Raw genomic sequence first — 26,922 nt, 5'->3', positions numbered from 1 at the left:
TGTTATGAAAAAAGTCATTTTTCTACTTATACTAAGTTTTTCAATAGTTGGAAATACATCCTTAACAAAGTTGAGTGTGGGTGGTCCCGGGAAAGCAAGCATAGAACCATCGGAAATTTACTCTGACCCTTTAAAGGAGCTGGACACGGAAAAGGTAGATGAACTTATAAGGAGAGAAATGTCTGTGGAAGAAGCCTTTAGGGAGTTGGCAGACATCAAAACCGTTGACATGGTCAAGCCAGACATATGGCCCGTGGTGGGGGTTATAACCTCCGATTACGGTTGGCGTGTTGTGGGTGGGCGTAGGGAGTTTCATACAGGTGTAGACATATCTGCGCCCTATGGCACACCGGTTAGTGCGGCAGCAGATGGTAGGGTAGTGTATGCGGGCTGGATAAGGGGTTATGGATACACTGTCATAATCTACCACGGTTATGGTTTTGCCACGCTGTACGCTCACCTCTCAAGCCTGTCCGTTAGCTATGGAGACAGGGTGGTAAAGGCACAGATAATAGGTAAAGTGGGTAATACTGGAAGGTCCTTTGGTCCTCACTTGCATTATGAGGTGATAAGATACGGTATGCGTCAGAACCCGATAGCCTATCTGCCTTAAAGAAGCCCTCTTCTTTTTAGGGCGTCTTCGTATATTCTTTTGTAGAGATGGTTCCACTCGGGCGTCCCTTCCACGATTCTCCTTGAGTAAGATTTTATTCTTTCCCTTACCTCCCTGTCTATTTCTTCCTCTTCCCTGAGAGCTTCCATCAGGATAGCCCTTATCCGAGATCTTATAATATGAGGTTCTTCGTATATTTCCACCGTGTCGTCCTCTAATATTAAATCCTTTATCATCCCTGCTATTTGGTTCATCCTCTCCCTCTTGTTTATGTTTATGTTCATCTCCTCTGCAAGCCTGCTTTTAACAGCCCTGTAGGCGGTTCTGTAATCTAGGCTCGTTTCCTCCAAAAGATGCATCTTCTCCCTTAGAATTTCTCTCGTTTTCTCATCAAGAAGTTTTTCTTCCTCCTCTACCTTTTTGAAAATGCCGATTATCTTTTTTTTAAACACATAAGGGTCCTCCGCTTCAATGATCTTCTCTTCTGTTAGTTCTTTTATAATCCTATCCGCAATGCGTTCCACCAACTTTTCAGGCAGTCTCATAATGTGTTAATTATATCACAAAAACCTCTCCAAAATTTCCCACACTTCTTGTGTGTATTTAGTTTCCTTGTGATTTATTATCAATGGACTTTCAACTACAAGCTTAGGATTTAGGTTCTTTACACCGGCTACACGAACCAATTTGGCATGTTTGTCTATAAATGAGTGAAAAAACTTTAAATATGCGGGCTTTATGTTTAAACTTTCCATAATATTACAAGCTTCTAAAAGTCTAAAAGAGGGAACAAGCAGATTAATAAAACCTCCATCCTTCAAAATATAGGCACTTGCCCTCAAAAAATCTTCAAGTTTTCCATAAGTTTCTGTATGATATGGATTGTTTTCTGTTGCACTTTGTTTTGGGTAAAAGGGTGGGTTTAGAACCACACAATTTACACTCTGAGGTTTTAATTTTTTGTCTATTTCCTTAACATCTGCCTCTAAGATCTCCACGCTATGCTGAAGGTGATTATTTTCAACATTCTTATGTAAGAGTAAAAGCATGGTTGGGTCCCTTTCTATGGCAAGGACCTTGCAGTTAAACTTGAGGGCTATGGGTATGGATAAGGCACCAAAGCCGGCACCAAGGTCCGCCACTATGTGACTTTTTTTTATACCTTTAAGAGTTGATAAGAAGAGAATTTCTATTACAGAAAGCCTATGCTGTTTTGGCTGGATAAACCTTACCTTTCCTCGGAAAAACTCAAATTCCTTAAACCCTTCCAAACCTTTCCACTAACTCTAAGAGCGTCCTTGCCCTCTCTACTTGCTTTGTAATCTCTTCTATTTCTTCCATTGCTTGTGCGGTGGCAAGCTTTCTTGCCCATTTTTCAAACTCTTCTTTTTCTTTTCCTACATCAATTTCTCCTATGGTGTATGCCTCTTCAGCCAGTATGATCACCTTCTCAGGGGTCACGTCCACAAAGCCATAGGTTACCGCAATGCCCTCCTCTGTCTTTCCGTCAAAATACACAAGACCGGGCTTTAGAAGTGTCATCAAATACATATGCTTTTCCAAGACGCCTATCTCTCCCTCTACGGTGGGAATATTTACTGAATTCACCTCCTTGGAAAAGGCCAAACCTTTGGGTGTTACAATTTCAACCTTTATCATGGCAAAGAAATTATATCACACCCGGCACCCTATATTTCTCTTGCGTTAATAAATCCACACCTACCTGTAGGTTCTCAATCCAGTTTATAAAGCGCTCAACCATTTCCTTGCCCTTGAATATAGCACCGTGCTGGGGAACGATCATTTCTATATCCAGCTGACGGACCATGTTTGCCCAGAACTTGAGAACTTTATTGCTTGCCATGTATCTTTTGTGAAAGCCTTCCATGTACTTTATGTGCTCGTCAAAATTCTCCACAAAGAAGTAATCCTGTCCCAGGCTTGCTCCAAGGTCTCCAGAGAACAGGATCTTAGAGCAAGGGTCATAGACCTGAAAGTTGCCAGGGGAGTGCATAAAGTGGGCGGGGAGTATTAAAAGCTCACAGTCTCCACCCAAGACGACCTTTGTCCCACTATCGTCTATGGGAATTAGCCTATCCTCTAACTGGCTATCAAGCCCAAAGTGGGGCAGGAATCTAGTCCAAAGTTTAGATATGTATGCCTGTGCCTTTGTGGTCATTAGCCAACCGTTTATGGCTGCCACTATGTCTGGGTCTTGATGGGAAAGAAAGATGTATTTTATCTGATTTGGCGGAATGTAAAGAGAAATGTCCGATAAGAGCTTAGAAAAGACCTTATGACCCCCGGGGTCCAAGAGCATTCCCTCACCCTTGTGGATTATAAGCACCTGGTTTGCCTGCACCGCACTGGCGGGCGTTAGCTCTTCAAAAAATATAACTTTGTGCTCCGGTGTGTCGTAGATTACCCTCTTAGTCTCCACATCACACCTCCGTGGTTATGAATTTTAACATACGATACGAATCATACAGTTTACTTTTGCCCGGTTATAAAGAATGCTTGGTTTGTATGAGCTTTTTTAGGGCGCTAAACCTTGTGTCTTCCTCGGGTTCCTCCAGTGTGGGAATCTGACAATCCACCCTACACAGAGGCTTTGTGGGAATGCTGAGTATGATCTGTTCTCTTATAAGGTCTGCTAGATTGAAGTTTTCCTCATCCTCCAAAAAGAAGACATTCAGGTCCTCTGCTTTTAGGCTAATTGACGGCTTTTCTGGATACTTTTCCAACCTTATGGTTTCCGTACTATCAAGATCTTTTATAAAGGGGGTTAGGCACCGACTACACTCAAGCTCTATGCTTCCCTTTATGCTCAGATTCACCTCGTAGCCGCGGAGAGCTTTCTCTATTTGAATTTCCACTTCCACGGGTCCCTTTAGTTCTCCCAACTCTGGTGGCAGGTCTAACTCTTCGGGTTTTATTTTGTAAAAACCTGAAAAGCGGGCGGTTGTTTTAAATATCTCTTTGAGATTGAGTGTGGGCATAATAGGGTTTAAAATAATCTGTGGGTATATTTTTTTCAAGGAGGTTTATATGAAAGTAGTATGCGTGGGTGGAGGAACGGGGCTTTCAAACCTTCTTAGAGGTTTAAAAAGGGAAGTGGGCAATCGGATAAAGGAGCTATCTGCAATAGTAACGGTAGCAGATAGTGGAGGTAGCACAGGCAGGATTAGGAAGGCTTATCAAATACCCGCACCGGGGGATATAAGAAACTGCTTGGTTGCCCTTTCGGAAACGGAGGAGATCCTCCAGAAGCTCTTTCAGTATAGGTTCAAAGGGGAAGAGCTTGAGGGACATTCCTTTGGAAACCTCTTCCTTGTGGCACTGACGGACATAACCGGAAGCTTTCTGTCTGCCATAAACTTGGCATCTCAAATACTCAGAACAAAGGGGGAGATAATACCCGCTACTACAGAAAGCGTTCATCTTTGGGCGGAGTTTTCCGATGGAAAGGTGGTTGAAGGGGAGGAAAACATAACCGAATACGGAAAAAGTAGTAAGGCTAAGATCGCCCGGATTTGGATTGAGCCTGAGGATGCCAAGCCTCCCATAGACGCCATAGCAAAGCTTCAAAGTGCGGACCTTATAATCTTTGGTCCCGGTAGCCTTTACACCAGCATAGTGCCCAACTTGCTCATAAAGGACATAAAGTCTGCGGTGGAAACCTCTCCAGCCCTTAAGGTCTTTGTGGTAAATGCTATGACCCAGCCGGGAGAGACGGATGGCTACACCGCCTACGACCATATAAAGGGCTTTTTGACTGCAACGGGTATTTCAAAGATAGATATAGCCATCGTAAACACAAAGATGCCCTCCGATAACCTTTTGAGGAGATACATAGAACAGGGGCAGGAACCAGTAATTCCCGATGTGGCAAAGATCGCCAGGGAGGGGATCACCGTCTGCGCGGAGGACCTCGTAGGAGAAAATGAAGACTTTATAAGGCACGACCCAGAAAGGCTTAAGGATGTTATACTAAGAGCGGTTTCTCATGCATTTTCTCACATTTGACACCGCCCTATTGCCGGAGGAAGAGGTTGAGGTCCTCATCGTAGGAAGTGGCATAGGAGGGCTTACCTGTGCCCTGGTTCTCTCTGAGCTTGGACTAAAGCCCACCTTGCTGACCAGGGGCATAGGAAATACCTTTTACTCTCAAGGTGGCATAGCCTGTGCGGTGCATCCACAAGACAGCCCATCGTTGCATTTTATGGACACCTTAAGGGCGGGTAGAGGTCTTTGCAACCCTAAGGCTCTGCTTATTATGGTGGAGGAGGGCATTCAGAGGGTGGCAGACCTTGAAAGATGGGGAGTAGTCTTTGACCCAGAGCCTGCCATAGAAGGGGGACACTCTTTCCCAAGGGTTTTAAAGGTAAAGGACTACACAGGAAAGGCAATATACACCACCCTTTGGAACAGGGTAAAGGAGAGGGGAATAAGGATAATAGAGGGGGAGCTTCAGGAGATCTTGGGGGATGAGTGTGTGGAGGGTGCTTTGGTCTACGAAAAGGAGAGCCTTAGGGTTTTGAGGACCAACCTTTTGGTGCTTGCGGTGGGTGGTGCGGGCTCTATATTCTTGCATTCCTCCGGACATGTAAAGGGGGACGGCATAGGTATAGCCTTCAGGAAGGGCGTTCCCATAAAGAACCCAGAGTTTGTGCAGTTTCATCCTACCCTCTTGGAGGGCACATCCTTTCTCATCTCCGAGGCGGTCAGAGGGGAGGGGGCAATTCTTATAGATAGCAGGGGTGAGCGTTTTGTGGATGAGCTACTGCCAAGGGACCAGGTGGCAAGGGCAATATACTCAAAGCTAAAAGAAGGGGAAAGGGTCTTCCTTGACCTCAGACCCATTGCAAAGAAAGGTATAGACCTAAAGGAGAGGTTCCCGGTCATATACTCTGAGCTTTTGAAGAGGCACATTGACCCATACAAAGAGCCCGTGCCCGTGGTGCCCGGTGCCCACTACTACATAGGAGGCTTGGAAGTATCCACCTACGGACAAACTGCCCTTTTAGGGCTCTACGCGGTTGGAGAGTGTGCCTGCACTGGCGTGCATGGGGCAAACCGTTTAGCGTCCAACTCCCTTTTGGAAGGCTTGGTCTTTGGCTACAGGACCGCCTACCGAATATACCAAGACAGAAAACACGTCAAAGGCTCAAAGGGACATTTCAAAAACTCCTCCCAAGGAAACCGCCAGCCTAAATATACCTTTGAGGATCTAAAGAGGCTAATGTGGGAGCATTGCGGAATTGAAAGGGAAGAGGAAAGCTTGAAGGAAGGCTTGGAAAAACTCTTGGATTGGCTAAGGGATTGGAAGGAGTGGGAGAGAACGCCTCAAAACAGACAGCTCTTTGATATAAGCATCACCGCCTTGGCTACACTGTGGGCAAGCCTGCAAAGAAGGGAATCAAGAGGGTGTCATTACAGGAAAGATTACCCGTCCCAAAGGGACCAGTTTGAGAGGGATAGCGTAATACACTTTTCTGAGTTAAACTTGTTTCAATGAAGTTAAGAAAGCTTTTTAGAGAACCCACAGAGGTGGATTTGCAAATCGCCGAGCTTTTTAAAGATTGGCAGGAGCTGAGCTACCGCGTGCAAACAGGACAAGTGGGAGACTGCACAGTAGTGGAGGTTCAAGTAAAACCCGAGGACTTTGATAGCCTTTTGGGCATTTTTTCAAGCAGAGAGGAGGCTATGGGAGCTTTTTTAAGCCTGGCGGAAGAGCAAGGATGGGAAAAGGTTCCGCAGAGCTTTGTCTTCTACCATGCCATCTTTGATGGCAACCGGGTTATAGCGGGCATAAAGGTAGATGGTCATGTTAAAACCTACGACCAGCTCAGGTTGGAGGAGATGATCAGAGAGCTTGCAAGCAAAGACCGGGTGGTGGTCTATTCGGTGGAAGTGATCACTTACATAAAAGACGTATATCCAGAGATAGACAGGAAAACCTACTCCATAGCCAAAGCTATAGCCCAAAAGGGATTTACTCCGCCAAACTTGGAAGAGCTCGCCAAACTGTATGGCAGGGATATTAGCACCTTGGGGTTTGCCTTGGACTTTATTGAAAGCTTAGCAAAGGGTAAGGTCAGGTTGCCCGTTGGTGAGGTTGAATTGCCTCCTTTGGACGCTCCTCTTGAACTTTGCTGAGAAAGGAGAAGATCTCATCCTTTTTGTTGCGGTAGCTTGCCCTGTTGCATATGAGCCTTGCGGTGGATGGACTGATCTCCTCAAAGACCACCAAGTTGTTTTCCTTTAAAGTTCTGCCCGTTTGAACCAAATCCATTATCACATCCGCCAGGTTCAAAAGGGGGGCAAGCTCTACAGAGCCGTTAAGATAAATAACCTTTGTTTTTATTCCCTTTTCCAAAAAGAACTCCCGGGTGATCTTGGGATACTTGGTGGCAACCCTCAAAAAGGATGCCTTTTTGTACTGCTCAAGCATTTCCTCCTTTCCTGCAATGACCAGCCTACAAAAACCTATGCCAAGGTCGTAAAGTTCATAGACTTCCGGCTCCCTTTCCAACAGCACATCATAACCCACCACTCCCAAATCCGCCACGCCGTTTTCCACATACACGGGCACATCAAAGGGCTTTACCAAAAGGAACTCGTAGTCGCCCATCCTAACCTGAAGCCTTCTTCCCTCCTCAAAGGTCTCCTCAAGGATGCCCTTGCTTTTAAAAAATTCCAAGGTTTCCTCAAAGAGCCTGCCTTTGGGTAGGGCTATTCTAAGGGCGTATTTCATCTCTTAGATATAATAAAACGAATGGACATAAAGGAGCTTGAAAATTGGCTCTGGGACATAGCGAGCATTTTAAGAGGTCCGGTAGAGGCATACAATTACAAGGATTACATTTTGCCTCTCATATTCTTAAAGAGGGTCTCCGACGTCTATTGTCATATACACTATCATGGAGCTAAAAAGTTGACATCCTCATAACCCAAGTGCTACCCAAAAAAAATCATAAATTAAAAAGCCCTCCCACAGGACAGCTTTATACTATTCTAATAAACTTTCAAGGCTGGTTAAGATGGCAACTTGAGTTATATTTATTAATTAACATTGGAGGGATTGTATGAATATAAAATGGGAAGAGTTAGAACGAGATCTTAAAAATAATGGAAAGATCAGGGGATTCCTAAAAGAACGATTTGGGATGTATAGAACAGAAATAGATAGGGAAATTGAGGGAATTGTAAAAAGCATAAAAGAATCTAAGCTACCCAATAATCTTTGGTTATGGGAAAATAAGACAATCCCAGGTATAGAAAAAAGAAATCCTGCTAGAGCTGATTTGCTTAAGTTAATCCTTGAGAAAATAAGAAGCCGTGCTGATAAATATGGATTTCTTGATGAACCAGTGGAAGAAGACAAAAAGGATGAAGCTAAATTTCAAGAGATATCAGATCAACTCAGTGGAATAATTGGTAGAGTAACTATTACAAGAAACACCCCAGCTACTCCATATGACTTTTATTTCTGGCTAAAATCAGATACTGATATCCATATAGAACCTGGAGAGTTTATTGAGGTAAACCTTGCAGATACTAAAATAGCTATTGCTACAGTGGAGGAAATATATTCTGTTTCTGATAGAGAAACGCCGATTTCCGACTTTTACGGTTTTAGTTATGGGCAGCCAGAAGAAGAACCTCCAACGGAAATTCCTGTTATAAGAGTCGGAAAGGCAAGGATTATCCATAGGGATGACGGCATGCAAGCTCCTTTTATCAATAGCCACACAATAAGAAAATCTATGGCAAGGAATATTCAACGTGTTCTTCAAAATATGGTTAAGCCCGAAAACAGAGTTTTGCTTGGTTTTGTGGAAGATGGATTTTCTACTCTTGTGCCGGTATATGGAGATTATGAATATATCTTTGGATACAAGGCGGCTCACGTGAATATTACTGGAAAATCTGGCGTAGCCGGTAAAACAAGCTATGCTCTGTTTTTAATTGCTTCTGCTTTATCCAAATCCAAACAGGACGAGACAAAGTCTCTAGCAGTAGTAGGTTTTAATGTCAAAGAAAAAGACTTACTGGCAGTGAAGAACTTTGAATTTAACAGCTTAGACGATGCAATATCGGAACTTGAAAAAATGTCGGGATACAAAGATGATGCTTCTATGTGGGCTAAAGCAAAAGAGGAAGGTGTAGACCCGATAAAAATCTTTAAGGAACGTTCTCATATTTTTGAACCAGCAGAAGACTACTCTTATGGATTACAGGATCTACTAGAAAGAGGACCTTATGTGTTTTTATCCTTATTTGATATCTCAGATATAGATGATAAGTTTGAATCTCTTATTCTAAGTATTGCTGAACAGTATAAAGATAATAATACAAGTTTTATAAAATTAATAAGAGATCTTAGTTCAAGGCTCGACAAAAACAGAAATAGCCAATATATAAATATATCTTACACAACACACCATGTTAGCACAGTTCAGAAATTTCTAAACCGTCTTAATAAAATTTTACATAGTCAGGTTCTGGAGAAAGAATCGCCAAGGGGACATCCTCTAAATATTGACTATATAGAAACAGGTGATTTTTGGATAATAGACATAAATCCTTTAAAAGATAATGAAAAGAGAATGGTGTTCTTTTCTATTCTTTCCGACCTGTCTTCTATCCTTGAAAGCAAAAAACAGGGAGATCCGAATTTTGAAACCTTTCCTTCAAGAGTAGCTATATTCGTAGATGAATTAAACAAATTTGCTCCTTCTACAAAAAATGCATACTCTCCAATTAAAAACTTCTTAATTGAAATTGCAGCCCGTGGGAGGAGTATAGGTTTATCTCTTATAGGTGCAGAACAGTTTGCTTCCCAGATAGATGAGGAAATATTAGGAAACTGTTCCACCTATCTTATAGGTAAAACCAACAATGTGGAACTCTCAAACAAGTTCTACAAGAAATTGTCTGAAGGGCTACAAAAACGTGTAGAGAATTTAAAGGCTGGACAATTGGTATTAATTCACGAAGCAATAAGGGTTCCTATTTTCATAAGGTATCCCATACCTTTACATAGAGTTGAAGAATGAAACTATGGCGAAAAGTAGTTGGTTAATCCCATATTTCGCATTAGAAGAAGAGGGTAAACCTCTTTATGATCAAACAGACATATACTATGAAAAAAGTTCTCTAAGACGTGAAGTTGTTGATCTTACTACCCCTCCGTCCTTTAGTTTCAACATTTTCATAGATGGAACTATGCGATTGTATAATGTAGGATTAGCGAAACCCTATACGCCATTATACCTTGCAGTAGTCTCGGCTGCTACATTAAGAAGAGAAGGTAGAAGGTTATTCAATACAAACATCTCTAGTAGTTTATACTTACTTTTATTTCCTTTTCAAACATACAGAGAATATTTACAAGAAGCACAAATTGAGGTTTCATATGCAGATATTGAAAATTTCATAAATCAAGTTAGCAGATGGTTCAATACTAGAGGGCTTCAGAGTTTTAAGGAAGATGACCTTGATTACAGAAGAATAGGTGGAAGAGAGATTTTTAAACATAAAAATTGTCTCGTTATCTGTGATATTTCTAAGAGAGGTGTTGTTCAAAAAGGCAATTATCTAATCTCCAGAGAAGACCTGATCAATCCTCAAAAAATAAAAGAGGCTGCAAAAGCAAGGGTTAGACGTATTATGGAATTACTTGAGTTTAGATGTTTACTGGAAGCAAGTGACAATTTCAGTGATTATTATATTTTAAAGGATGGATTGATAGATAGGTACAACAGAGTAAAACATATTTTCGGCATTGATAAACAAACTTATCAGGTTATGCTAATGAATGTGGTGGGCTTTATAAAATATCCAAGAAAAATTCCTCCCGAGGTAAGAGTTAATATTTTAAGCCTGAGTGAATCCCAATATTATAGATGGATAGGAAGACCTGAAGATGACGAGGACGACGAAAACAATCCGTATCCTTCACCCGATACCAATGAACTCTTTGATTTTGCACTGTTGAGATTTAGAAGATTACCTCACTTTCTTGATACTCCAGTAGGGATTGTAAAGCTTCAGACTTTAAAAAGAGAACACAACAAAGATAATTTGAAAGAAATTGTCCAAGCGGTCTTACGAGAAAGGTATCCTCTTCCCTCAGACCATAGGCGGATTTATTCTGAACCTTTTCCTATTGAAGAGGCAGAAAAAGTAGCTAAAGCACAATTACCATCTGAGGACAGGATCAGAGGCTTAGTGTATTCCCTTATGTAATAGCTTGTAAATCGCCGTGCATCGTCTTCCCAAATTTTCTTAATTTCTAGTATCTCCTCTGGTCTTAGAATTTGTAATTCAGTATGCTTTTCTAATTCTAATACCTTTTCTAAGATCTTCTCTCGTGCTTCAAGAGAAAGTGTGCCTTTATTGTTTGCCGCTGGTTGTCCGTTGCGACGGAATGGAAGTCTGTTCTGTGGATTATTGCAGAAATTTACCAACCAATTCCTAAATTCATAAAGTTTTTGGAGAGCCCCATTCTTTATAGCTTGGTTTCTAAGCGTTTTATCTTCCCTGACCACGGTGCATACCCAACATCCGAACCTCATGCCGCATCCACTATGGAATTTATTTTTCTCAGGTATAAGAGGGCATTCTCCTCTTGCGGTTCTGTATAAGCTAATAACTCTGCCGTAATCCTCTCCCCACGGAGTAGGGCTTTGTGTGAGAAACTCCCATATATCTTCCTCAGTGAAATCAAATATAGGTGCAAAGACACGCAAGCCGTTCTTTTCAAGTTCCATACCATCCAAGCGACGGTTAAGAGACCTTTTCCTTGCCAAACTTTCCTGACTTCTCAATGCCACAAGCATGATTCCCTCTTGAAAGACCGCAAGAACTTTTTTAACAGGTTTAATTTTAAGTTTGTCCTGACACCAACGAAATCTATGATTCGGCAAAGGATAACCCTTTCCTATAACATTAACCCAAAAGCTGTTTCTTATCTCAGGCTGTGCTATTAGAATGCGAACATCTATTCCCGTCTTTTCACAGTAGGCTTTAACCTTTTGTAAAAACTCCATAACATGTTGATGAACAACCGGATTTTCAACGAGAGTATCCGCATACACAACTGCCAAAGGATTAGTTTTCATCTCGCTTAGAAGCACAAGCACATGATGTAATAAAAAGGTGCTGTCTTTTCCTCCAGAGTAGGCAACAACTATAGGATGGGTTTCAAACTGGGAAAACAGGTTCCTTAGTCTTGCTGTTAGAAGGTTAATCTTATTTCCCATTTTTCTGCCCTTAATTGCAATTATAACATCCTTGAAGGTATCAACTTTTGTAATCCATATATTGGACTGGTTAATAATTAGGACCTGAAACAGTTATGAAGGCACTAAAAACAATAGAAGAGTGGATGAAAAGGACTTGCCTATGTTTTTGCATCTTTCAAGATGCTTAACGCTAACCATTCTAAAACTCAAACAGAAGGCTCCGAGCTTTTAGGGATAAATGTTATAATAAAAGCTTTAACCAATCCTTTAAGGAGGCTCTGATGTTTAAGGTTCTCATAACAGACCCTATATCCGAAAAGGGCATTGAGATTTTAAAGAGGGAGCCAGACATTGAAGTGGACAACGAGCCAGACATAAGCTACGAAGAGCTTTTGGAGGTGGTAAAGGATTACGATTGCATAATAACCAGAAGTAGGACGCCCGTAACCGCAGAGCTCTTGGAAAGGGCAGAAAGGCTAAAGGTAGTAGGAAGGGCTGGTGTGGGGGTGGATAACATAGACGTGGAAGAGGCATCCCGCAGGGGTATTTTGGTGATCAACACACCCGGTGCCAACACCATAGGTGCCACAGAGCTAACCTTAGCCCATATGCTGTGCGTGGTAAGAAACTTCCACAATGCCCACAACTCTATGCTGGAAGGTAAGTGGGACAGAAAAAAATTCATGGGCACGGAGCTTTACGGAAAAACCTTGGGAATAATAGGGCTTGGAAACATAGGCTCCCAGGTTGCCATAAGGGCAAAGGCTTTTGGTATGAAGGTGCTCGCCTATGACCCTTACATTCCAAAGGAGAAGGCAGACAGGCTTGGGGTCAAACTTGTTGAGGACCTAAAGGAAATGCTAAAACAGGTGGATATTCTGACCATACACGCACCACTCACCCACGAGACCAGGCACATGATCACAAGAAAAGAGTTTGAACTTATGAAGGATGGTGCGGTGCTTATAAACTGTGCAAGAGGTGGGATCGTAAAGGACGAAGACCTTATTTGGGCTCTTGAAACGGGCAAGCTCTCTGGAGTTGGGCTTGATGTTTATTCGGTGGAGCCTCCTCCTTACGAATTCATAGAAAAGCTGAAGAAGTTTCCCAATGTTTCCCTCTCTCCTCACATAGGAGCAAACACTTATGAGTCTCAAGAAAATGTGGCGGTTATAATAGCCCAGCAGGTAATAAAAGCCCTGAGGGGGCAAACGGTAGAGTATGTGGTGAACGCACCATTCCCAGACCTTTCGGTGCTTACCCTTATAAAGCCTCACTTGGATTTGGCGGAGAGGATGGGCAAGTTTTTGGTGCAGTGGGCAGATGAGGGCATAAGGGAAGTTCATGTGGAGGTAAGGGGAGACATAGCGGAGCACTTCCACCCAATAGCGTCGGCGGTTTTGATGGGCATACTAAAGGAGGTGGTGGATTTTCCCATAAACATAATAAACGCATCCTATGTGGCAAGGGATAGAGGCATAAAGGTGGAGGAGCTGACCTCCGAGGAGACGGTAGATTTCAAGCACTACATAAAGGTGGTGGTAAGGTCCGACAGTTCAGAAAGGGTGGTAGCGGGCACCATCTTGGAGGGCAACTTGCCTCGGATAATCCAGATTGATAAATACAGGGTGGATGTGGAGCCGGAGGGTATTATGCTACTCTTTGAGAACAAGGACGTGCCGGGTGTTATAGGAAAGATCGGAACCATGCTGGGGCAGGCAAGGGTCAACATTGCAGGCTTTAGACTTGGAAGGGAAAAGAGGGGTGGCATAGCTTTGGGTATTCTGAACTTGGATGACCCAGTGCCGGAGGAAGTCCTTGAGGAGATCAAAAAACTTCCGGAGATTTTGTTTGTTAAGCAAGTAGTAATTTAGAGATGTGATCTACCAAAAACTCCGCAAAGGAAAGCTTATCGGGGAAAGAAAAGGGAACTGCGTTGCCATCCTTGAAGATAAGGTAGCCTTTGTGTCCTTCCTTTCCCATAGTGCCTACTGGGTTTGCCACCAGCAGGTCCAATTTCTTTCTTCTTAGCTTTTCTAAGCCCTTTTCTAAGAGAAATTTTTCCTCCTCAAGAGCAAAGCCCACCACCTTTAAACCTTCAAGCCCAAGCTTGCTAACCTCCTCTAAGATATCTGGATTTTTCACCAGCTTAATTTCAAGGACCTCTTTGCCCTTCTTTAGCTTGCCCTCCACCCTCTCCGCAGGTCTATAGTCAGCAACCGCTGAGTTCATCACCAACAGGTCTGCAAACTTCACATTCTCAAGGACCGCCTTCAGCATCTCCTCAGCAGAGGAAACCCTTATGAGGGGTATCTCCGGTGGAGGTTTTTCTTCCGTGTATCCTGCGATAATCTGAACATCCGCACCGTACCACCTCAGAACCCTTGCGATGGCAAAGCCCGTCCTTCCAGTGGAAAGGTTGGATATAAACCGCACATCGTCTATAAACTCCCTTGTTGCTCCCACCGTGAGAAGAACCTTCTTGCCCTGCAGTGGCTTTGGGCGTATGCCCCACTCTACCCAATCAAGGATCCTCTCAAGGCTTGCAAGCCTACCCTTTCCCTCCTCCTCACAGGCGAGCCTTCCCTCCTCCGGTTCTATTATCACCACTCCCCTTTTCTTTAACCTTTCTATGTTCTCCTGCACGGCGGGATTTTGCCACATCTCCACGTTACAAGCGGGTGCCAGCATCAGCAAACCCTTGTGGGCTAACGCACAGTTGGTTAGGAGGTTGTCTGCTATGCCGTTGGCGATCTTAGAGAGGGTGTTTATACTGCATGGGGCTATCAAAAAAAGGTCACACCAGCGGGGCAGTGTTATGTGCAAGAAAGGGTCCTCTTCCTCCCAATCGGAGTAGGCTTTGCTGCCACTCAAGGAAGAAAAGGTAAGCCTGGTTATGAACCTCTCCGCGGTAGGTGTGAGTACCACCTTTACCTGATGGTTTTTGTGCTTTAGTTCTCTTACCAGCTCGCAGGCTTTGTGGATGGCAACAGAAGAACAAACACCCAGCAATATTTTAGCCATTTTCTCATATTTTAAGCCTTAACAAACTCTTAACAAATCCTTAACCAAATCTTAACAGAAAGTTTCTATGCTTAACCTAAAACCTACAGGAGGTACAAGCCATGGGTGAGTACTTTGGAGATATTTTAAAGAGAGCCCTTGACAGAAGGGACTTTTTGAAGCTGACAGGTGCTTCTGCGGTAATGCTTTCATTTGCCTGTGGAGGCGGAGGAGGTGGAAGTATAACTGGAGAAGGCGGAATTACACCCACGAGCTCTCTTTCCTACAAAACCATCTACCCCAACAACGAAGACAGAGTTGTTGTGCCGGAAGGTTATAGGGTAAGCATACTTATCAAGTGGGGAGACCCCTTGGACAACGGAGAACCCCTCAACTGGAACAGGGTATACGAAGGACCAACCACAGAGGATGTGGAAAGGCAGAAGAGGTGCTTTGGCTACAACGCAGACTTTGTGGGCTTTTTTAAGCTAACATCCGATAGGGCTCTGTTGGTGGTAAATCACGAATACACAAACCCAGAGCTCATGTTTAGGGGCTTTGATTTAAATACCTCAACCCCCACAAGGGAGCAGGCAGACCTAATGCTCCACGCCCATGGTGTATCGGTGGTGGAGATAAGGAGAAAATCCGACGGCTCTTGGGAGTATGTAAAGGGCTCACCCTTCAACAGAAGGATCACAGGCGATACAGTGTGCCTTATCTCCGGACCAGCCATGGGACACAGGCTAATGAAAACCTCCTACGACCCAAACGGACTGTTGGTTTATGGAACCCTAAACAACTGCGCTGCGGGTAAAACCCCCTGGGGAACGGTGCTAACCTGTGAGGAAAACTTCCACAGCTACTTTGGGGGAGATCTCAGTTCCATAAGCGATGACTTAGTGAGAAGTATCCACCAAAGGTATGGTGTGCCCAGCCGTCGCGCTAGACTATATGGGTTTCACATGTATTACGACAGGTTTAATATAAACAGAGAGCCCAACGAAGCCTTTAGGTTTGGGTGGGTGGTGGAAATTGACCCATACGACCACACAAGACCACCCGTCAAAAGGACAGCCCTCGGAAGGTTCAAACACGAGGCAGCAACTACGGTGGTAGCCAACGACGGAAGGGTGGTGGTCTATATGGGCGACGACGAGAGGTTTGAGTATATCTATAAGTTCGTCACAAAGGGCAAATACAACCCTCTCAACAGAACCGCAAACTTTGGACTGTTGGATGAGGGAACGCTCTATGTGGCTAAGTTCAACGACGACCTCACTGGCGAGTGGATCCCAATAGCCACTGTGGATGGAAACAGAGTAATCCCCAATCCCAACCTTCCCGAACCCTTCCAAAGCGACCCAGTGCTATGCTTCATAAACACCAGAGGAGCAGCAGACCTGCTCGGTGCCACCAAGATGGACAGACCTGAAGATTTTGAATGGAACCCAATAACCAAGAGTGTCTTTGTTGCCCTCACCTATAACGAAAGAAGGGGTCAGTCCGGATATCCTGGCACAGACAAAGCAAACCCAAGACCACTCAATCACATGGGACACATAATAGAGATCAAGGAACAAAACAACGACCCTACTTCCACCAGGTTCACCTGGGTGATGGCTATGCTCTGCGGAGACCCAAGGGCAACCGACGAAAACAGAAAGCTATACATCTACGGACAGCCCGCCAAAGAAACCACACCTGCCATTTCTGCACCCGACAACTTTGCCTTTGACAAGCTCGGAAATGTGTGGATAGCGACGGATGGAAACCCAAGCCCCAACAGGCTCGCCAAGAACGATGGTGTATATACCCTGAATGTATACACCAAAGAGTTAAAGATGTTCCTCTCTGGAGCGCCCGGTTGTGAAATATGCGGTCCTGAGTTCTCCGAAGACTACAAGACCTTCTTCTGCACTATACAGCATCCCGGAGAGGACGGTGCCAATACCAGATGGCCCTACCTTGGCGATGGTGTAGTTGTCCCAAGACCCTCCGTAATTCAAGTTCAAAGGGAAGACCGCAAGGAAGTCTATCTATAAAGGGTCCTGGGGAGGCTCCTGCCTCCTCCTCTTTTTTCTTTTTTTTCCTTTTTTTTAATGATATTTCACCTTATGGCAGACCTTTTTGTTAAGAAATTGTTAACCTTTTTTGTCAGAAATTAATAATTTCTTAACACTAAAGCATTAGCATATTCCTTAACATGTATGCCATAGTAGAAATTCACGATGTGTCGCCTTTCTACAAACAGGAAGTTTATCAGGCGGTGGAATTTCTGCAAAGGCTAAAAATAGATAAGTTCTCCCTTTTGGTCATCCCAAACTACAGGGAAGAACACCCTCTCTATAAACATAAAAATTTTGTTGGTTTTTTGAAGGCACTGGAGCAAGAGATCGTTCTGCACGGATACAGCCATAAGGCTAAAGTAAAGCTCTCTCAGATCCTTTACACTTACGGGGAAGGGGAGTTTGGGGAGGGGGGCATTGAAGAAACCTACCAAAAGATAGAAAAGGCTTTAGACATCTTTGAGTCTCTATCCCTTACTGCAAAGTTCTTTGTGCCCCCTGCGTGGATTTCAAACCCATGGCTGGAGGATGTACTCTCTGCCTTTGGCTTTAGGGCTGTGGGCTACAGGGATTTCATAAAGGACCTGCAGAGCGAGGAAAAGATACCTTCCCCCTCCATTACCTTCAGCAACAGACCAGTGCTTTCCTTTCTTAGCCTGATGGCGGTGCCCACCCTTCTAAAGCTTTACGGAAGGGCAAAGGTTTTGAGACTCTCTTTGCACGCAAGGGATTTCAGAGACAGAAGAAAGATAGTCCTTTGGAGGTCCATTCTAAAGAAAGTAAAAAAAGAAAGGGAGGTGATTAGCTATGAGGAACTCTTTAGCAAAAGCAGACCTGCACCTTCACTCCAAGGCGTCTAACCTGCCGGGTGGATGGTTTAGCAAGCTGATCGGATGCCCCGAGAGCTTCACGGAGCCCATGGAAATATACAAAAGGCTAAAGGAAAGGGGCATGACCTACATAACCATCACAGACCACAACACCATAGATGGCGTTTTGGAGATCGCCCACCTGCCGGAGGTCTTTATAAGCTGTGAGTACACGGTGGAGTTTCCGGAGGAAAAGGCAAAGGTGCACGTTTTAGCCTACGGCATAGACGAAAAGATTCACGAAGACCTCATGAAGTTGAGGGAAAATGTTTATGAATTTGTTGCCTATTTAAAAGCCAAGAACATAGCCCACTCCTTGGCACATCCCTTGTATCCGGTGCAGGATACAAAGATCACCAAGTCCCTGGTGGAGAAGTTTGTCCTTCTGTTTGATAACTGGGAGGTCATAAACGGCACCCGCGGAGAGAACCTAAGGGAGTTGGAGGAAAAACTGGCAAGGCTCTACGATGGTTGGGAGAAAATTCATCAGCTTGAGGAAAAGTACAAGATAAAATCCCTTAGAACAAGACCTTATATATCCTTTACTGCGGGTTCTGACGACCACGGCGGTATGGATGTGGGGAGAACTTGGACAGAAGCCCAAGCCCTTTCAAAGGAAGAGTTTTTACAAGCTTTAAGGGAAGGGAGGACTTGGGTAAATACGGAAAAGCTAGGCTACGAAAGGCTTTTGAACATGGTCTCTCGGGTGGGCTATGACTTTCTCCTAAACAAGGGAAAAATTCCCTCCGCCCTAAAACCCTTTACGGACTTTATCTTTATGCACTCCAACAACCCAATGACGGAACTCTTTTTGAGGACCTTCTTGGGCACCAACGCAGAAAGGCACTCCCTCCTGAAGGAAGCTTTAGACAAAGTCCCCAAGCTTGCCTTAGAGAGGCTCCTAAAAGAACCCTCCACCTCTACCCTTGGTGAGTCCATCCTTGCCTTGATTCTTCACTCTGCACCCGTATTTTTAGCCTACAGACAAAAAACCGAGGAGAAAAAGGCAGAAGAGGTTGCAAAAAGCTTTGGCATCATACCAAAGAGAAAAGAAAGGCTTGCATACATAACAGACACACACTTTGAAATAAACGGTGTGGCAAGAAGCTCAAGGATCATTAGGGAGTTGGCGGAAAAGCACGACCTACCCTTAGATGTAATAGCCGTCTGGGACGGAGATGTTAGAGAGAGTAACCTGGTCCTTTTGAAGCCAGCCTTTGAGTTTTCTACGCCCTTCTACGAAGAGTTTAAACTTCGTGTGCCTACCCTTATATCTCTTCTGGACCTTTTGAGGAACTATTCAAGGGTGCATATAGCCACGCCGGGACCTCTGGGCATTATGGCTTTTGGCGTTGCCAAGGCTTTGGGACTTCCTACAACTTTTACCTTCCACACGGATGTACCTGCCTACGCATACACCTACACAGGAAGCCGGGAACTTATGGACATCTCTTACAAGCTCATTGCCCTTCTTTGCAACGCCTGCGAAAGGGTCTTTGTACCCTCCGAAGCTTACAAAAAGCTCTTAAAGGAAAAGGGAGTAAAGGAGGAAAAGATCAAAGTCTTCAAGAGGGGCGTGGATACAAGTCTGTTCAACCCCTCCAAAAAGGAAGATGGCTTTTTCCAAAGAAAGTTTGGCGTGCAGGTTAGGGGAAATGTGGTCCTCTATGTGGGCAGGGTCTCAAAGGAAAAGAACTTGGATGCCTTCTTGTACTGTGCCAAAAACTTTCCGGAGGATACCTTCATCATAGTGGGGGATGGACCCTACAGAGAAGAAATAGAAAAGAAAAAGCCAAGGAATGTTTATCTTTTGGGATATCTGACCGGGGAAGAGCTGGCAAAGGCGTACGCCAGTGCGGATGTGTTTTTGTTCCCCTCTGAGACGGAGACCTACGGACAGGTGATCTTGGAGGCTATGGCAAGCGGGCTCCCTGTAGTGGTAAGTAGCAAGGGTGCATCCCACGAACATGTGGAAGAGGGAGTAAATGGATTTATAGCGCACTCTTATGAGGATTTTGTGGAAAAGCTGGGAAGACTGCTGGAATCTCCACGCCTGAGGGAATTCATGTCCGCCGAAGCCCTAAGGTACACCCAGTCTATGGACCTGACTGAGACTTACTTAGACTATATAAACAAACTTCTGGGACGCGTAGGAGTGAAGGTATGAAGCTTATGGATATAACTCCATATTATCATCCCACCAGCGGTGGCATAAAAACCTACATAAACTACAAGGTAGAGTTCATGAAAAACCAGGATGTGGAACATGTAGTGGTTGTCCCCGGTAAAAAGCCCAGAACCTACACGGTGGGAAGGACTCGTTTTTACGAGCTATCCTCTTTTGGTCTCATCGGTGGATACAGGTTCTTTTCTTCCGTGAAGGAAATAAACAGAATTATTGAGGAGGAAAAGCCGGATGTGGTGGAGCTAGGGGGAACCTATCTGTTGGTCCCTTTCCTAAAAAGAAAGAACTACCTTCTATCTGTCTTTTATCACGCGGATGCCAAGAGGGAAATAGAGCTTATGCCAATGCCGAATCCCTTTAAAAAGGTGCTCTTAAACCATGTCTTTGAAAGGTGCCTAAAAAAGGCAGACCTTCTGCTGGTTCCCACGGAGAAGTATAAAAGGGAGTTTGACGCACTTGGCTTTGAGAATGTGTATTACACACCAATGGGAGTGGATACAGAGCTTTTTAATCCCTCCAAGCGGGACTTTTACTTAAAAAAGCTCTTGGGAGTGGAAGAGAAGAAATTTTTACTCCTGTATGCGGGCAGGCTGAGCGTAGAAAAGGGCATAAAAACCCTCCTGCAAGCCTTTGAGCTTTTGGACCCATCCCTCTTCCAATTGGTAGTGGTAGGCAAGGGACCCCTTAGCTTTTTGGTAAAGTGGTATGCAAAAAGATTTAACAATCTAACCTACATACCCTACTTGGAAAAAGGGGAGCTCTCTGTCCTTTATGCCAGCGCGGACCTGTTTGTTAGTGCGTCCTCCTTTGAGACCTTTGGCTTTGCCTTTTTGGAAGCCCAAGCCAGCGGAACGCCAGTGTGTGCCTTTGACTTAGAGCTTGAAACCCAGATCCTCAAAGAATTCCTTTCCAAGGAGAGAACGTCCCAAGCCCTAGCCCAAGCTATTGTGAAGGGCACAGACCTTATTTCCAAGAGCACCCGTCTATACCTAAGGCAAAGGGTGGAAGAGGACTTTTCCATCTTCAAAAACCTTGAGAGGATAATAAGTCTCTACTACAGTAAAACCTTCGCTCGCACATACTGTTAAAATGTTTCTATGGAAAAGCTCTACGAGGGAAAGGCGAAGGTCATATATAAAACGGAAGAAGAGGACAAGGTAATAGTCTTTTTCAAAGACAGTGCCACCGCCTTTGATGCCACAAAAAAGGCTGAAATAGAAGGTAAGGGCGTTATAAACAACACCATTTCCAGCCTTCTCTTTGAGCTTTTGGAAAAATCGGGGATAAAGACCCACTACATAAAAAAGCTATCTGAGCGGGAGATGTTGGTTTGGAAGGCAAAGAGGTTTGACTTGGAGGTGGTAGTTCGCAACATCACCGCAGGGAGCCTGTGCAAAAGACTCGGGCTTGAGGAGGGGTTAGAACTTAAACCACCTTTGGTGGAGTTTTTCTATAAAAACGACCAGTTGCACGACCCACTTATATGCGTGGAACACATAAGGCTTTTGAACCTAGCAGAAGACTGGCAAGTTCAAAGTATGAAAGAAATGGCACTGAAAACCAACCAGGTGCTCAGGGAGTTTTTCAAAGAGCATGGGCTATTGCTGGTGGACTTTAAGCTGGAGTTTGGCATACTCCCCGATGGAAGTTTGGCGGTTATCGATGAGATATCCCCCGATACTTGCCGGCTCTGGGATGCAAAAACAAGGGAAAAATTGGACAAAGACCGCTTTAGGTTTGACCTAGGAGACCTAATGGAGGGCTATAGAAGGGTTTTAGAAAAAATTCAAGGTGGATAAACCACCAAACCCACCCTTCCCATCCTTCCCCAGATTTTATCCAGCCCTTGGGAAGGGTAAAACTTCATCTCTTCGTAGCCCGTATGGGCATAAAAACCCTCTCCGTCAAAACCCACCACCACCAAGTAGTGGGGCACGCTAACAAAAAGCGCACCCAGATCTACGAGGATTATCACAGGTAGTCCTCTGCTTATGTATTGTCTAAGTTTCTCAAGGTCCCCTCTAAAAAGCTCCGTCTTGAAACCTTTCTTTTTTGCGTAGTTCTCAAGGTCTGTGATAAGGGCGCCCTTTAGCTTAGGAATATAAACTTCTTTGGCTATTTCATCTTGGTCTATGTATAGGTTATAGTAGGCAAAAACACTGCTGAGGGAGGCGGGACCGCAAAATTGGTCCCGTTGTTTTACAAAGGGAACTTTTAGGATTACCTTATTATGATTTCCTTGTTGAGGAGCTTCAGAAGGATCACCACCAGTATGGCGATCACCAAGAGGGATATGACCACCCCAAGCCCATCTCCACCTGCCAGCACCTTCTCCGATGCCCTGGCTAAGACGTGTATTTGCTGGTCGTCCATCTCCGAGAGTTTTTTTTCTATTTCCTCTTTGCTGAGCCCATAGGCTTTCAATTTCTCTTGAACTATTTTGCTCTCCAGAGCCCTCTGAATGGTTCTTATGTCTTCCTCCCTGTTTATCTTTGACACCTCCTCAGAGGCGGGCTTGGAGCCCACAAGTCCTGCCACCGCAGGGGCGGAGTTAAAAAGGAAAAACCAACCAGCTATTGCAAGGGCTAACGCGGGATTTCTCAACTTCTTCCACATACTTTCAACCTCCCAAAAAATATTATAAAAAGTCCTCCAGCTGAGGATTGACAGGAAGGGTTCCGTAGATGGCACCCTTTACCACAACCTTCCTACCCTCCACCTCCACACGACCTTCGGAAATCCACTTTACAGCCTGAGGAAGTATCTTATGCTCAAACTCAAGGATCCTTTGGGATAGGCTCTCTTCAGTATCTTGGGGTAGCACGGGCACGCATGCCTGGACGATCACGGGTCCATTGTCAAGTTCCTCAGAAACAAAATGCACTGTGCAACCGGTTAGCTTTGCCCCATACTCTAAGGCTTGCCTTTGGGCATGCAATCCCTGAAAGGCTGGAATAAGAGAAGGATGGATGTTTATAACGCGCATGGGGAAAGCCTTTAAAAACTCTCCACTGAGCACCCTCATAAAGCCCGCAAGGACTACCAGCTCCACGCCTTTTTCCTTCAAAAGCTCCACCATCCTTCTTTCAAACTCCAGCTTGCTTTTAAATTCCCTTCTTTCCACCACCGCATACTCAATTCCATGCCTTTTGCATCTTTCTATGGCGTAAGCTTGAGGGTTGTCGGAAATAACTAAAGCTATCTCTCCCTTTATCTTTCCCTCGTTGTAAGCGTTTATGAGGGCTTGTAGGTTGGAGCCCCTGCCGGATACCAAAACACCCACCCTCATGTCTTCTGCCTGAGGGCAGGAAAGAGTATTACCTCCCTTATAGAATCCACATCCGCCAAAAGCATTACCAGTCTATCTATACCTATACCCTCTCCAGCGGTGGGTGGCATACCATACTCCAGAGCCCTTATAAAGTCCTCATCCATAGCCATGGCTTCTTCATCTCCCATCTCCTTTTCCTTCAACTGTTCTAAGAACCTCTCCCTCTGCTCCATAGGGTCGTTTAGCTCTGTGTATGCGTTGGCTATTTCCTTGCCTGCTACAAAGAGCTCAAACCTCTCCACCAAATCTGGGTCCTCACGGTGGGTTTTTGCCAAGGGTGAGAGCAGTTTTGGAAAGTCTATCACAAAGCAAGGTCCCCAAAGTTCATCCTCCACCAGCAAGTCAAAGACCTTGTCTATTAACTTAGCATGGGTTAGCGTTTCCGCCTTGGGTACTCCCACCTCCTTTGCCAACTTTCTGAGACCATCCACGTCCCTCAAAAAGAAATCCTTGTCTTTGCCCGTCTTTTCCTCCAAAAGTTCAAAGTAGCGGTATCTTTTAAAGGGCGGTGTAAAGTCTAGCTCCTTGCCCTGGTAGGTTATCTTTAGCCCACCCACAAGCTGGTTTAACAGGTAAGAAAAAAGTTCCTCGGTGAAGACCATAAGGTCCTTGTAGTCCCAGTAGGCACAGTAAAACTCAAGCATGGTAAATTCCGGGTTGTGGGTGGTATCTACACCCTCGTTGCGGAAGTTCTTACCAAGCTCATAGACCCTGTTTATGCCTCCCACAATGAGCCTCTTTAGATAAAGCTCAGGGGCGATCCTCAGATAGAGGTTCTGCTCAAGGTAGTTGTGATAGGTTATGAAGGGCTTGGCGTTTGCACCGGACGCTATGGGTTGGAGGATGGGAGTTTCCACCTCCAAAAAGCCCCTGGAGTCTAAAAACTTCCTTATTTCGCTTATAAGCCTGCTCCTTAGGAAAAAGACCCTTCTGGCATGCTCGTTGGCGATCAGATCCAAGTATCTTTGCCTGTATCTAACCTCTACGTCCTTCAACCCATGCCACTTTTCCGGTAGAGGATGCAAACTCTTTGCCAAAAGTACCCACTCCTTTACCTCAACGGTAAGCTCTCCCGTGTTGGTTCTGAAAAGCCTTCCCTTAACTCCCAGTATGTCCCCTGGGTCTACAATTTCCTCAAAATCTTTAAAAGAAGCCTCTCCCACAATGTTCTGCCTTAGGTATATCTGAAGCTTTCCGGTAGCATCCTGAAGGTGTGCAAACAGGGCTTTCCCCATAGGGCGAAGGGTTATCACCCTACCCGCTACAGAAACCTCCACATCCTCCGGGTTTATGTCGTATTTTCCCTTTACCTCTGAAACATCAAGGGCATCTCCTTCCGAAACTACTGCCTGGTCTAAGGTTAGCTTGCCCTCCCACCTTGTAAGAACTCCTTCAAGAACTACATCCTCCCCCTGCTTTAGCCCTTGGGCAGTCCTTACCAACATCTCCACCCCACCCTTTTGATCCTCAAGCCTAATTAAAAAGCTGTCTTCCTGCTTAGAAACCCTTTTGACCTTGCCCCTTATTTTTACCCTTTCCCCCTGTGGTTCTCTTTCATACTGTCTTCTTAACTCTCCAAGGTTATGGCTGATTTCATATTTGTATGGATAGGCTACACCCCTTTCCCTGAGATTGTTTAGCTTTGCGAGCCTTGATTCTTCCATAAGGCAATTATTTTAAATTATTCCAGCGAAAGACCGCTTTCAAAATCCTCTGGGCTCAAACTTTCGCAAGCGGATTTCACCTTCTCTATGGCGGTGTAGAAGTCATCGGCGATAACCCTAACACGCATACCATAAGCCTTTTGCACCGCCTTTCTTATGATCTCTCCCTTCATAAGGGCATTGTCCCATCCAAACTCTGCATACTTCTCATTTACCAATCTATTCAGCTCAAAGAGGGCTTTAGCCCTATTCCTTCTTTCTTCCACCGCAGAGCTGAGGGGAAGCCGCAGGAATTTATCTATCTTTGAAACAAAGCTTTCGTAAAAGCTGGCGGAGAACTTGGGCTCAAGCTCTTCTATGGTAAAGCCAAGGGTTATGTATTCGGGTTTTTCAAAGTAGTCTATAAGGTCCTCCTCCAACTGACTGTCGTTTTCTTTAAAAAGTTCCATGTAAAGCCTGTAGGCTTGCTTGGACTTTTCTTTCACGTTGGGTGGCTTTTCGGTGTTCAATTCCAAAAAGTAATGATAAAGTTCTTCGCCCACCACAATAGCTAAAATTTCATCCACTCCAAGCTCCCTTAGAGCAAAAAACCTATGCTGACCATCTATCACATAGAATTTACCCTCCCTCTGCACCACAATTATGGGCACCAGAAAGCCCAACTTTTCTATGGCGGTTTTTAAACGCTCTTTTAAAGTTTCTGAGAGGTCCCTCTGAAAGTGTGGAACTTCAATCTCTTTTACGTCCAGCAGGCATAGAGAGAGCGTCCTGTGCCTTACTGGCTCCTGAAAGCTTGCAATTTCCCTCATAGAATTTTATTTTATAATGGATGGCGTGAGGACTAAGTTAGCTCCTCTAGAATCTGGAGGAACATCCCAATGAAGGATCTTTCTAAGACAACTTACATAACTTCCTTAAACTTGGCACAGCTGAGAGAGTTAGTTAAGAGCCTTGGATGGGAGCCTTACCGGGCAGACCAAATTCTAAACTGGGTTTATAAGAAATTCGTAACAAACTTTGAAGAGATGACAAACCTATCAAAGGAGCAAAGAAGATTTTTGAGTGAAAATTATTCTATCCACAGCTTAGAATTGGTGCAAAAGGTGGAGGGTGGAGATTCTACAAAGTTCTTGTTTAAAACCACCGATGGGCATCTTTTGGAGACAGTGCTAATATACGAGCGGGACCATCTTACCCTGTGCGTATCTTCCCAAGTAGGCTGTGCGGTGGGATGCACCTTTTGTGCCACTACCCAGGATGGGCTTGTTAGAAACTTAAGGACCGAAGAGATCATAGACCAGTTTTTGCAAGTGCAGAAGCATGCACCACAAAAGATAAGAAACGTAGTCTTTATGGGTATGGGTGAGCCTCTGGCTAACTATGAAAATGTTAGAAAGGCGGTGGAGATTATGGTTAGCCCATGGGGGCTTGACCTGTCCAAAAGGAGGGTTAGCATATCCACCAGTGGGCTTGTCCATCAGCTCAGGCTCATGGCTCAGGACCCACTAATGAGAGAGTTAAACTTGGCAGTTTCCATTAATGCACCCACTCAGGAACTTAGAGAAAAGCTTATGCCCCTTTCAAAGACAAACACTCTCCAGGACCTAATGGAAACCCTCTATCAGTTTCCCTACCCCTCCGACAGAAGGATCATGATAGAGTACGTGCTTTTGGAAGGGGTAAATGATGAAGAGGTGCATGCGAGACAGCTCGCAAACCTTCTCAAAAAGAAGAGAAATAAATTCAAGGTGAACCTCATACCCTTTAACCCAGACCCATCTTTGCCTTACAAGAGACCATCAATGGAGAGGGTTTATAGGTTTCAAAAAATCCTTTGGGAGGAGGGTATATCTACCTTCATAAGGTTGAGCAAGGGTGTGGATATATTTGGCGCTTGCGGTCAGCTGAGAAGGAAAAGACTTGTGTTAAGATAAAA

27 protein-coding genes are annotated in these 26,922 nt (G+C 44.6%); 14 read left to right on the top strand and 13 right to left on the bottom strand.

All coding sequences use genetic code 11. The features are described 5' to 3' along the window. The first annotated feature begins 4 nt into the window (after positions 1–4). Positions 5–613 carry a M23 family metallopeptidase gene (locus THERU_RS01680; RefSeq protein ID WP_025305552.1) on the top strand — a complete coding sequence of 203 codons (609 nt, stop codon included), beginning with the start codon at positions 5–7 and terminating at the stop codon, positions 611–613. On the opposite strand, the gene THERU_RS01675 is transcribed toward THERU_RS01680, so the two are convergent. The 5 genes from THERU_RS01675 to THERU_RS01655 all read right to left on the bottom strand — a co-directional run bounded on the left by THERU_RS01675 (position 610) and on the right by THERU_RS01655 (position 3,612). Then, positions 610–1,158: a DUF507 family protein gene (locus tag THERU_RS01675; RefSeq protein ID WP_025305551.1), complete on the bottom strand. Its 549-nt coding sequence runs from the start codon at positions 1,156–1,158 to the stop codon at positions 610–612. The genes THERU_RS01680 and THERU_RS01675 overlap by 4 nt on opposite strands. A 15-nt stretch (positions 1,159–1,173) precedes the next feature. Then, positions 1,174–1,884, bottom strand: a complete 711-nt coding sequence (locus THERU_RS01670; protein ID WP_025305550.1) for a tRNA1(Val) (adenine(37)-N6)-methyltransferase — start codon at positions 1,882–1,884, stop codon at positions 1,174–1,176. After that, a complete protein-coding gene (gene atpC, locus THERU_RS01665) occupies positions 1,871–2,272 on the bottom strand; it encodes an ATP synthase F1 subunit epsilon (protein WP_025305549.1) in 402 nt (133 codons plus the stop codon). Before atpC ends, THERU_RS01670 begins: the two co-directional genes overlap by 14 nt. 10 nt (positions 2,273–2,282) lie before the next feature. Beyond that, the gene (locus tag THERU_RS01660) at positions 2,283–3,053 is read right to left on the bottom strand and encodes an oxygen-binding di-iron domain-containing protein (protein ID WP_025305548.1); all 771 of its coding nucleotides are present in this window, start codon (positions 3,051–3,053) and stop codon (positions 2,283–2,285) included. Positions 3,054–3,117: 64 nt separating this feature from the next. Next, positions 3,118–3,612 (bottom strand): YceD family protein, encoded by a 495-nt coding sequence (locus THERU_RS01655; protein WP_025305547.1) that lies wholly within the window; start codon positions 3,610–3,612, stop codon positions 3,118–3,120. Between the two features lie 49 nt (positions 3,613–3,661). On the opposite strand from THERU_RS01655, the gene THERU_RS01650 reads away from it, so the two are divergent. From THERU_RS01650 to THERU_RS01640, 3 genes are read left to right on the top strand one after another with little or no spacing between them, the layout of a single operon-like run. Next, positions 3,662–4,639: a gluconeogenesis factor YvcK family protein gene (locus THERU_RS01650; protein ID WP_025305546.1), complete on the top strand. Its 978-nt coding sequence runs from the start codon at positions 3,662–3,664 to the stop codon at positions 4,637–4,639. Continuing rightward, positions 4,620–6,131, top strand: a complete 1,512-nt coding sequence (locus THERU_RS01645) for an L-aspartate oxidase (protein ID WP_025305545.1) — start codon at positions 4,620–4,622, stop codon at positions 6,129–6,131. Before THERU_RS01650 ends, THERU_RS01645 begins: the two co-directional genes overlap by 20 nt. Then, positions 6,128–6,772, top strand: coding sequence for a hypothetical protein (locus THERU_RS01640; protein WP_025305544.1), 645 nt, complete (start codon positions 6,128–6,130; stop codon positions 6,770–6,772). The genes THERU_RS01645 and THERU_RS01640 overlap by 4 nt, the downstream gene beginning before the upstream one ends. Here THERU_RS01640 and hisG read toward each other — a convergent pair. After that, positions 6,711–7,370: an ATP phosphoribosyltransferase gene (gene hisG / locus THERU_RS01635; protein WP_025305543.1), complete on the bottom strand. Its 660-nt coding sequence runs from the start codon at positions 7,368–7,370 to the stop codon at positions 6,711–6,713. The two genes, THERU_RS01640 and hisG, sit on opposite strands and share 62 nt — an antisense overlap. 21 nt (positions 7,371–7,391) lie before the next feature. On the opposite strand from hisG, the gene THERU_RS08420 reads away from it, so the two are divergent. The 3 genes from THERU_RS08420 (at position 7,392) to THERU_RS08530 (ending at position 10,867) form a co-directional block, all read left to right on the top strand. Continuing rightward, positions 7,392–7,565, top strand: a complete 174-nt coding sequence (locus THERU_RS08420) for a type I restriction-modification system subunit M N-terminal domain-containing protein (RefSeq protein WP_084326227.1) — start codon at positions 7,392–7,394, stop codon at positions 7,563–7,565. A gap of 136 nt (positions 7,566–7,701) precedes the next feature. Next, a complete protein-coding gene (locus tag THERU_RS01630) occupies positions 7,702–9,675 on the top strand; it encodes an ATP-binding protein (RefSeq protein ID WP_025305542.1) in 1,974 nt (657 codons plus the stop codon). 4 nt (positions 9,676–9,679) lie between these two features. After that, positions 9,680–10,867 (top strand): hypothetical protein, encoded by a 1,188-nt coding sequence (locus THERU_RS08530; protein WP_156916178.1) that lies wholly within the window; start codon positions 9,680–9,682, stop codon positions 10,865–10,867. Here the strand turns inward: THERU_RS08530 and THERU_RS01625 are convergent. Next, the gene (locus tag THERU_RS01625; RefSeq protein WP_025305541.1) at positions 10,768–11,883 is read right to left on the bottom strand and encodes a phosphoadenosine phosphosulfate reductase domain-containing protein; all 1,116 of its coding nucleotides are present in this window, start codon (positions 11,881–11,883) and stop codon (positions 10,768–10,770) included. The genes THERU_RS08530 and THERU_RS01625 overlap by 100 nt on opposite strands. Positions 11,884–12,146: 263 nt before the next feature. Here THERU_RS01625 and serA point away from each other — a divergent pair, with 263 nt between their 5' ends. Beyond that, positions 12,147–13,739, top strand: coding sequence for a phosphoglycerate dehydrogenase (gene serA, locus THERU_RS01620; protein WP_025305540.1), 1,593 nt, complete (start codon positions 12,147–12,149; stop codon positions 13,737–13,739). Here the strand turns inward: serA and coaBC are convergent. Further along, complete coding sequence (gene coaBC / locus THERU_RS01615) at positions 13,720–14,889, bottom strand: bifunctional phosphopantothenoylcysteine decarboxylase/phosphopantothenate--cysteine ligase CoaBC (protein ID WP_025305539.1); 1,170 nt, start codon at positions 14,887–14,889, stop codon at positions 13,720–13,722. The genes serA and coaBC overlap by 20 nt on opposite strands. A 101-nt stretch (positions 14,890–14,990) precedes the next feature. Between coaBC and THERU_RS01610 the strand changes: the two genes are divergently transcribed. From THERU_RS01610 to purC, 5 genes are all read left to right on the top strand, one after another. Further along, positions 14,991–16,913: a PhoX family protein gene (locus tag THERU_RS01610; protein WP_025305538.1), complete on the top strand. Its 1,923-nt coding sequence runs from the start codon at positions 14,991–14,993 to the stop codon at positions 16,911–16,913. 161 nt (positions 16,914–17,074) lie between these two features. Beyond that, positions 17,075–17,797 (top strand): polysaccharide deacetylase family protein, encoded by a 723-nt coding sequence (locus THERU_RS01605; RefSeq protein WP_025305537.1) that lies wholly within the window; start codon positions 17,075–17,077, stop codon positions 17,795–17,797. Next, positions 17,745–19,973 carry a glycosyltransferase gene (locus THERU_RS01600; protein WP_025305536.1) on the top strand — a complete coding sequence of 743 codons (2,229 nt, stop codon included), beginning with the start codon at positions 17,745–17,747 and terminating at the stop codon, positions 19,971–19,973. Before THERU_RS01605 ends, THERU_RS01600 begins: the two co-directional genes overlap by 53 nt. Further along, on the top strand, positions 19,970–21,079 hold the full coding sequence (locus THERU_RS01595) for a glycosyltransferase (protein ID WP_025305535.1): 1,110 nt from the start codon (positions 19,970–19,972) through the stop codon (positions 21,077–21,079). Before THERU_RS01600 ends, THERU_RS01595 begins: the two co-directional genes overlap by 4 nt. A gap of 9 nt (positions 21,080–21,088) precedes the next feature. Further along, positions 21,089–21,790: a phosphoribosylaminoimidazolesuccinocarboxamide synthase gene (gene purC / locus THERU_RS01590; RefSeq protein WP_025305534.1), complete on the top strand. Its 702-nt coding sequence runs from the start codon at positions 21,089–21,091 to the stop codon at positions 21,788–21,790. Here the strand turns inward: purC and THERU_RS01585 are convergent. Genes THERU_RS01585 through THERU_RS01565 form a run of 5 tightly spaced genes read right to left on the bottom strand, consistent with a single transcriptional unit; the run spans position 21,778 to position 25,795 of the window. Continuing rightward, positions 21,778–22,212: a C39 family peptidase gene (locus tag THERU_RS01585; protein ID WP_038531991.1), complete on the bottom strand. Its 435-nt coding sequence runs from the start codon at positions 22,210–22,212 to the stop codon at positions 21,778–21,780. The two genes, purC and THERU_RS01585, sit on opposite strands and share 13 nt — an antisense overlap. Continuing rightward, positions 22,212–22,607, bottom strand: coding sequence for a PA2779 family protein (locus THERU_RS08525; RefSeq protein ID WP_025305532.1), 396 nt, complete (start codon positions 22,605–22,607; stop codon positions 22,212–22,214). Before THERU_RS08525 ends, THERU_RS01585 begins: the two co-directional genes overlap by 1 nt. 22 nt (positions 22,608–22,629) lie before the next feature. Then, positions 22,630–23,280, bottom strand: coding sequence for a phosphoribosylglycinamide formyltransferase (gene purN / locus THERU_RS01575; protein ID WP_025305531.1), 651 nt, complete (start codon positions 23,278–23,280; stop codon positions 22,630–22,632). Next, entirely contained in the window at positions 23,277–24,986 is a 1,710-nt protein-coding gene (gene lysS, locus THERU_RS01570; RefSeq protein WP_025305530.1) for a lysine--tRNA ligase, read from the bottom strand. The genes purN and lysS overlap by 4 nt, the downstream gene beginning before the upstream one ends. Positions 24,987–25,003: 17 nt before the next feature. Continuing rightward, on the bottom strand, positions 25,004–25,795 hold the full coding sequence (locus tag THERU_RS01565) for a ParB/RepB/Spo0J family partition protein (RefSeq protein ID WP_025305529.1): 792 nt from the start codon (positions 25,793–25,795) through the stop codon (positions 25,004–25,006). A gap of 69 nt (positions 25,796–25,864) precedes the next feature. Between THERU_RS01565 and rlmN the strand changes: the two genes are divergently transcribed. Continuing rightward, the gene (gene rlmN, locus THERU_RS01560; RefSeq protein WP_025305528.1) at positions 25,865–26,920 is read left to right on the top strand and encodes a dual-specificity RNA methyltransferase RlmN; all 1,056 of its coding nucleotides are present in this window, start codon (positions 25,865–25,867) and stop codon (positions 26,918–26,920) included. Positions 26,921–26,922: the final 2 nt, after the last annotated feature.

This window comes from Thermocrinis ruber (assembly GCF_000512735.1).
Lineage (GTDB): Bacteria > Aquificota > Aquificia > Aquificales > Aquificaceae > Thermocrinis > Thermocrinis ruber.
The sequence above is the reverse complement of the archived record's forward strand: the minus strand, read 5'-3'. Positions and strand labels throughout refer to the sequence as shown.

Coding starts and splice junctions, on each gene's coding strand:
- THERU_RS01650 (WP_025305546.1), top strand. CDS start 3,662: ATGAAAGTAGTATGCGTGGGTGGAGGAACGGGGCTTTCAAACCTTCTT.
- THERU_RS08420 (WP_084326227.1), top strand. CDS start 7,392: ATGGACATAAAGGAGCTTGAAAATTGGCTCTGGGACATAGCGAGCATT.
- THERU_RS08525 (WP_025305532.1), bottom strand. CDS start 22,607: ATGTGGAAGAAGTTGAGAAATCCCGCGTTAGCCCTTGCAATAGCTGGT.
- THERU_RS01675 (WP_025305551.1), bottom strand. CDS start 1,158: ATGAGACTGCCTGAAAAGTTGGTGGAACGCATTGCGGATAGGATTATA.
- THERU_RS01595 (WP_025305535.1), top strand. CDS start 19,970: ATGAAGCTTATGGATATAACTCCATATTATCATCCCACCAGCGGTGGC.
- atpC (WP_025305549.1), bottom strand. CDS start 2,272: ATGATAAAGGTTGAAATTGTAACACCCAAAGGTTTGGCCTTTTCCAAG.
- THERU_RS01645 (WP_025305545.1), top strand. CDS start 4,620: ATGCATTTTCTCACATTTGACACCGCCCTATTGCCGGAGGAAGAGGTT.
- purC (WP_025305534.1), top strand. CDS start 21,089: ATGGAAAAGCTCTACGAGGGAAAGGCGAAGGTCATATATAAAACGGAA.
- THERU_RS01680 (WP_025305552.1), top strand. CDS start 5: ATGAAAAAAGTCATTTTTCTACTTATACTAAGTTTTTCAATAGTTGGA.
- lysS (WP_025305530.1), bottom strand. CDS start 24,986: ATGGAAGAATCAAGGCTCGCAAAGCTAAACAATCTCAGGGAAAGGGGT.
- THERU_RS01610 (WP_025305538.1), top strand. CDS start 14,991: ATGGGTGAGTACTTTGGAGATATTTTAAAGAGAGCCCTTGACAGAAGG.
- THERU_RS01625 (WP_025305541.1), bottom strand. CDS start 11,883: ATGGGAAATAAGATTAACCTTCTAACAGCAAGACTAAGGAACCTGTTT.
- purN (WP_025305531.1), bottom strand. CDS start 23,280: ATGAGGGTGGGTGTTTTGGTATCCGGCAGGGGCTCCAACCTACAAGCC.
- THERU_RS01630 (WP_025305542.1), top strand. CDS start 7,702: ATGAATATAAAATGGGAAGAGTTAGAACGAGATCTTAAAAATAATGGA.
- serA (WP_025305540.1), top strand. CDS start 12,147: ATGTTTAAGGTTCTCATAACAGACCCTATATCCGAAAAGGGCATTGAG.
- THERU_RS01605 (WP_025305537.1), top strand. CDS start 17,075: ATGTATGCCATAGTAGAAATTCACGATGTGTCGCCTTTCTACAAACAG.
- coaBC (WP_025305539.1), bottom strand. CDS start 14,889: ATGGCTAAAATATTGCTGGGTGTTTGTTCTTCTGTTGCCATCCACAAA.
- hisG (WP_025305543.1), bottom strand. CDS start 7,370: ATGAAATACGCCCTTAGAATAGCCCTACCCAAAGGCAGGCTCTTTGAG.
- THERU_RS08530 (WP_156916178.1), top strand. CDS start 9,680: ATGGCGAAAAGTAGTTGGTTAATCCCATATTTCGCATTAGAAGAAGAG.
- THERU_RS01640 (WP_025305544.1), top strand. CDS start 6,128: ATGAAGTTAAGAAAGCTTTTTAGAGAACCCACAGAGGTGGATTTGCAA.
- rlmN (WP_025305528.1), top strand. CDS start 25,865: ATGAAGGATCTTTCTAAGACAACTTACATAACTTCCTTAAACTTGGCA.
- THERU_RS01565 (WP_025305529.1), bottom strand. CDS start 25,795: ATGAGGGAAATTGCAAGCTTTCAGGAGCCAGTAAGGCACAGGACGCTC.
- THERU_RS01655 (WP_025305547.1), bottom strand. CDS start 3,612: ATGCCCACACTCAATCTCAAAGAGATATTTAAAACAACCGCCCGCTTT.
- THERU_RS01600 (WP_025305536.1), top strand. CDS start 17,745: ATGAGGAACTCTTTAGCAAAAGCAGACCTGCACCTTCACTCCAAGGCG.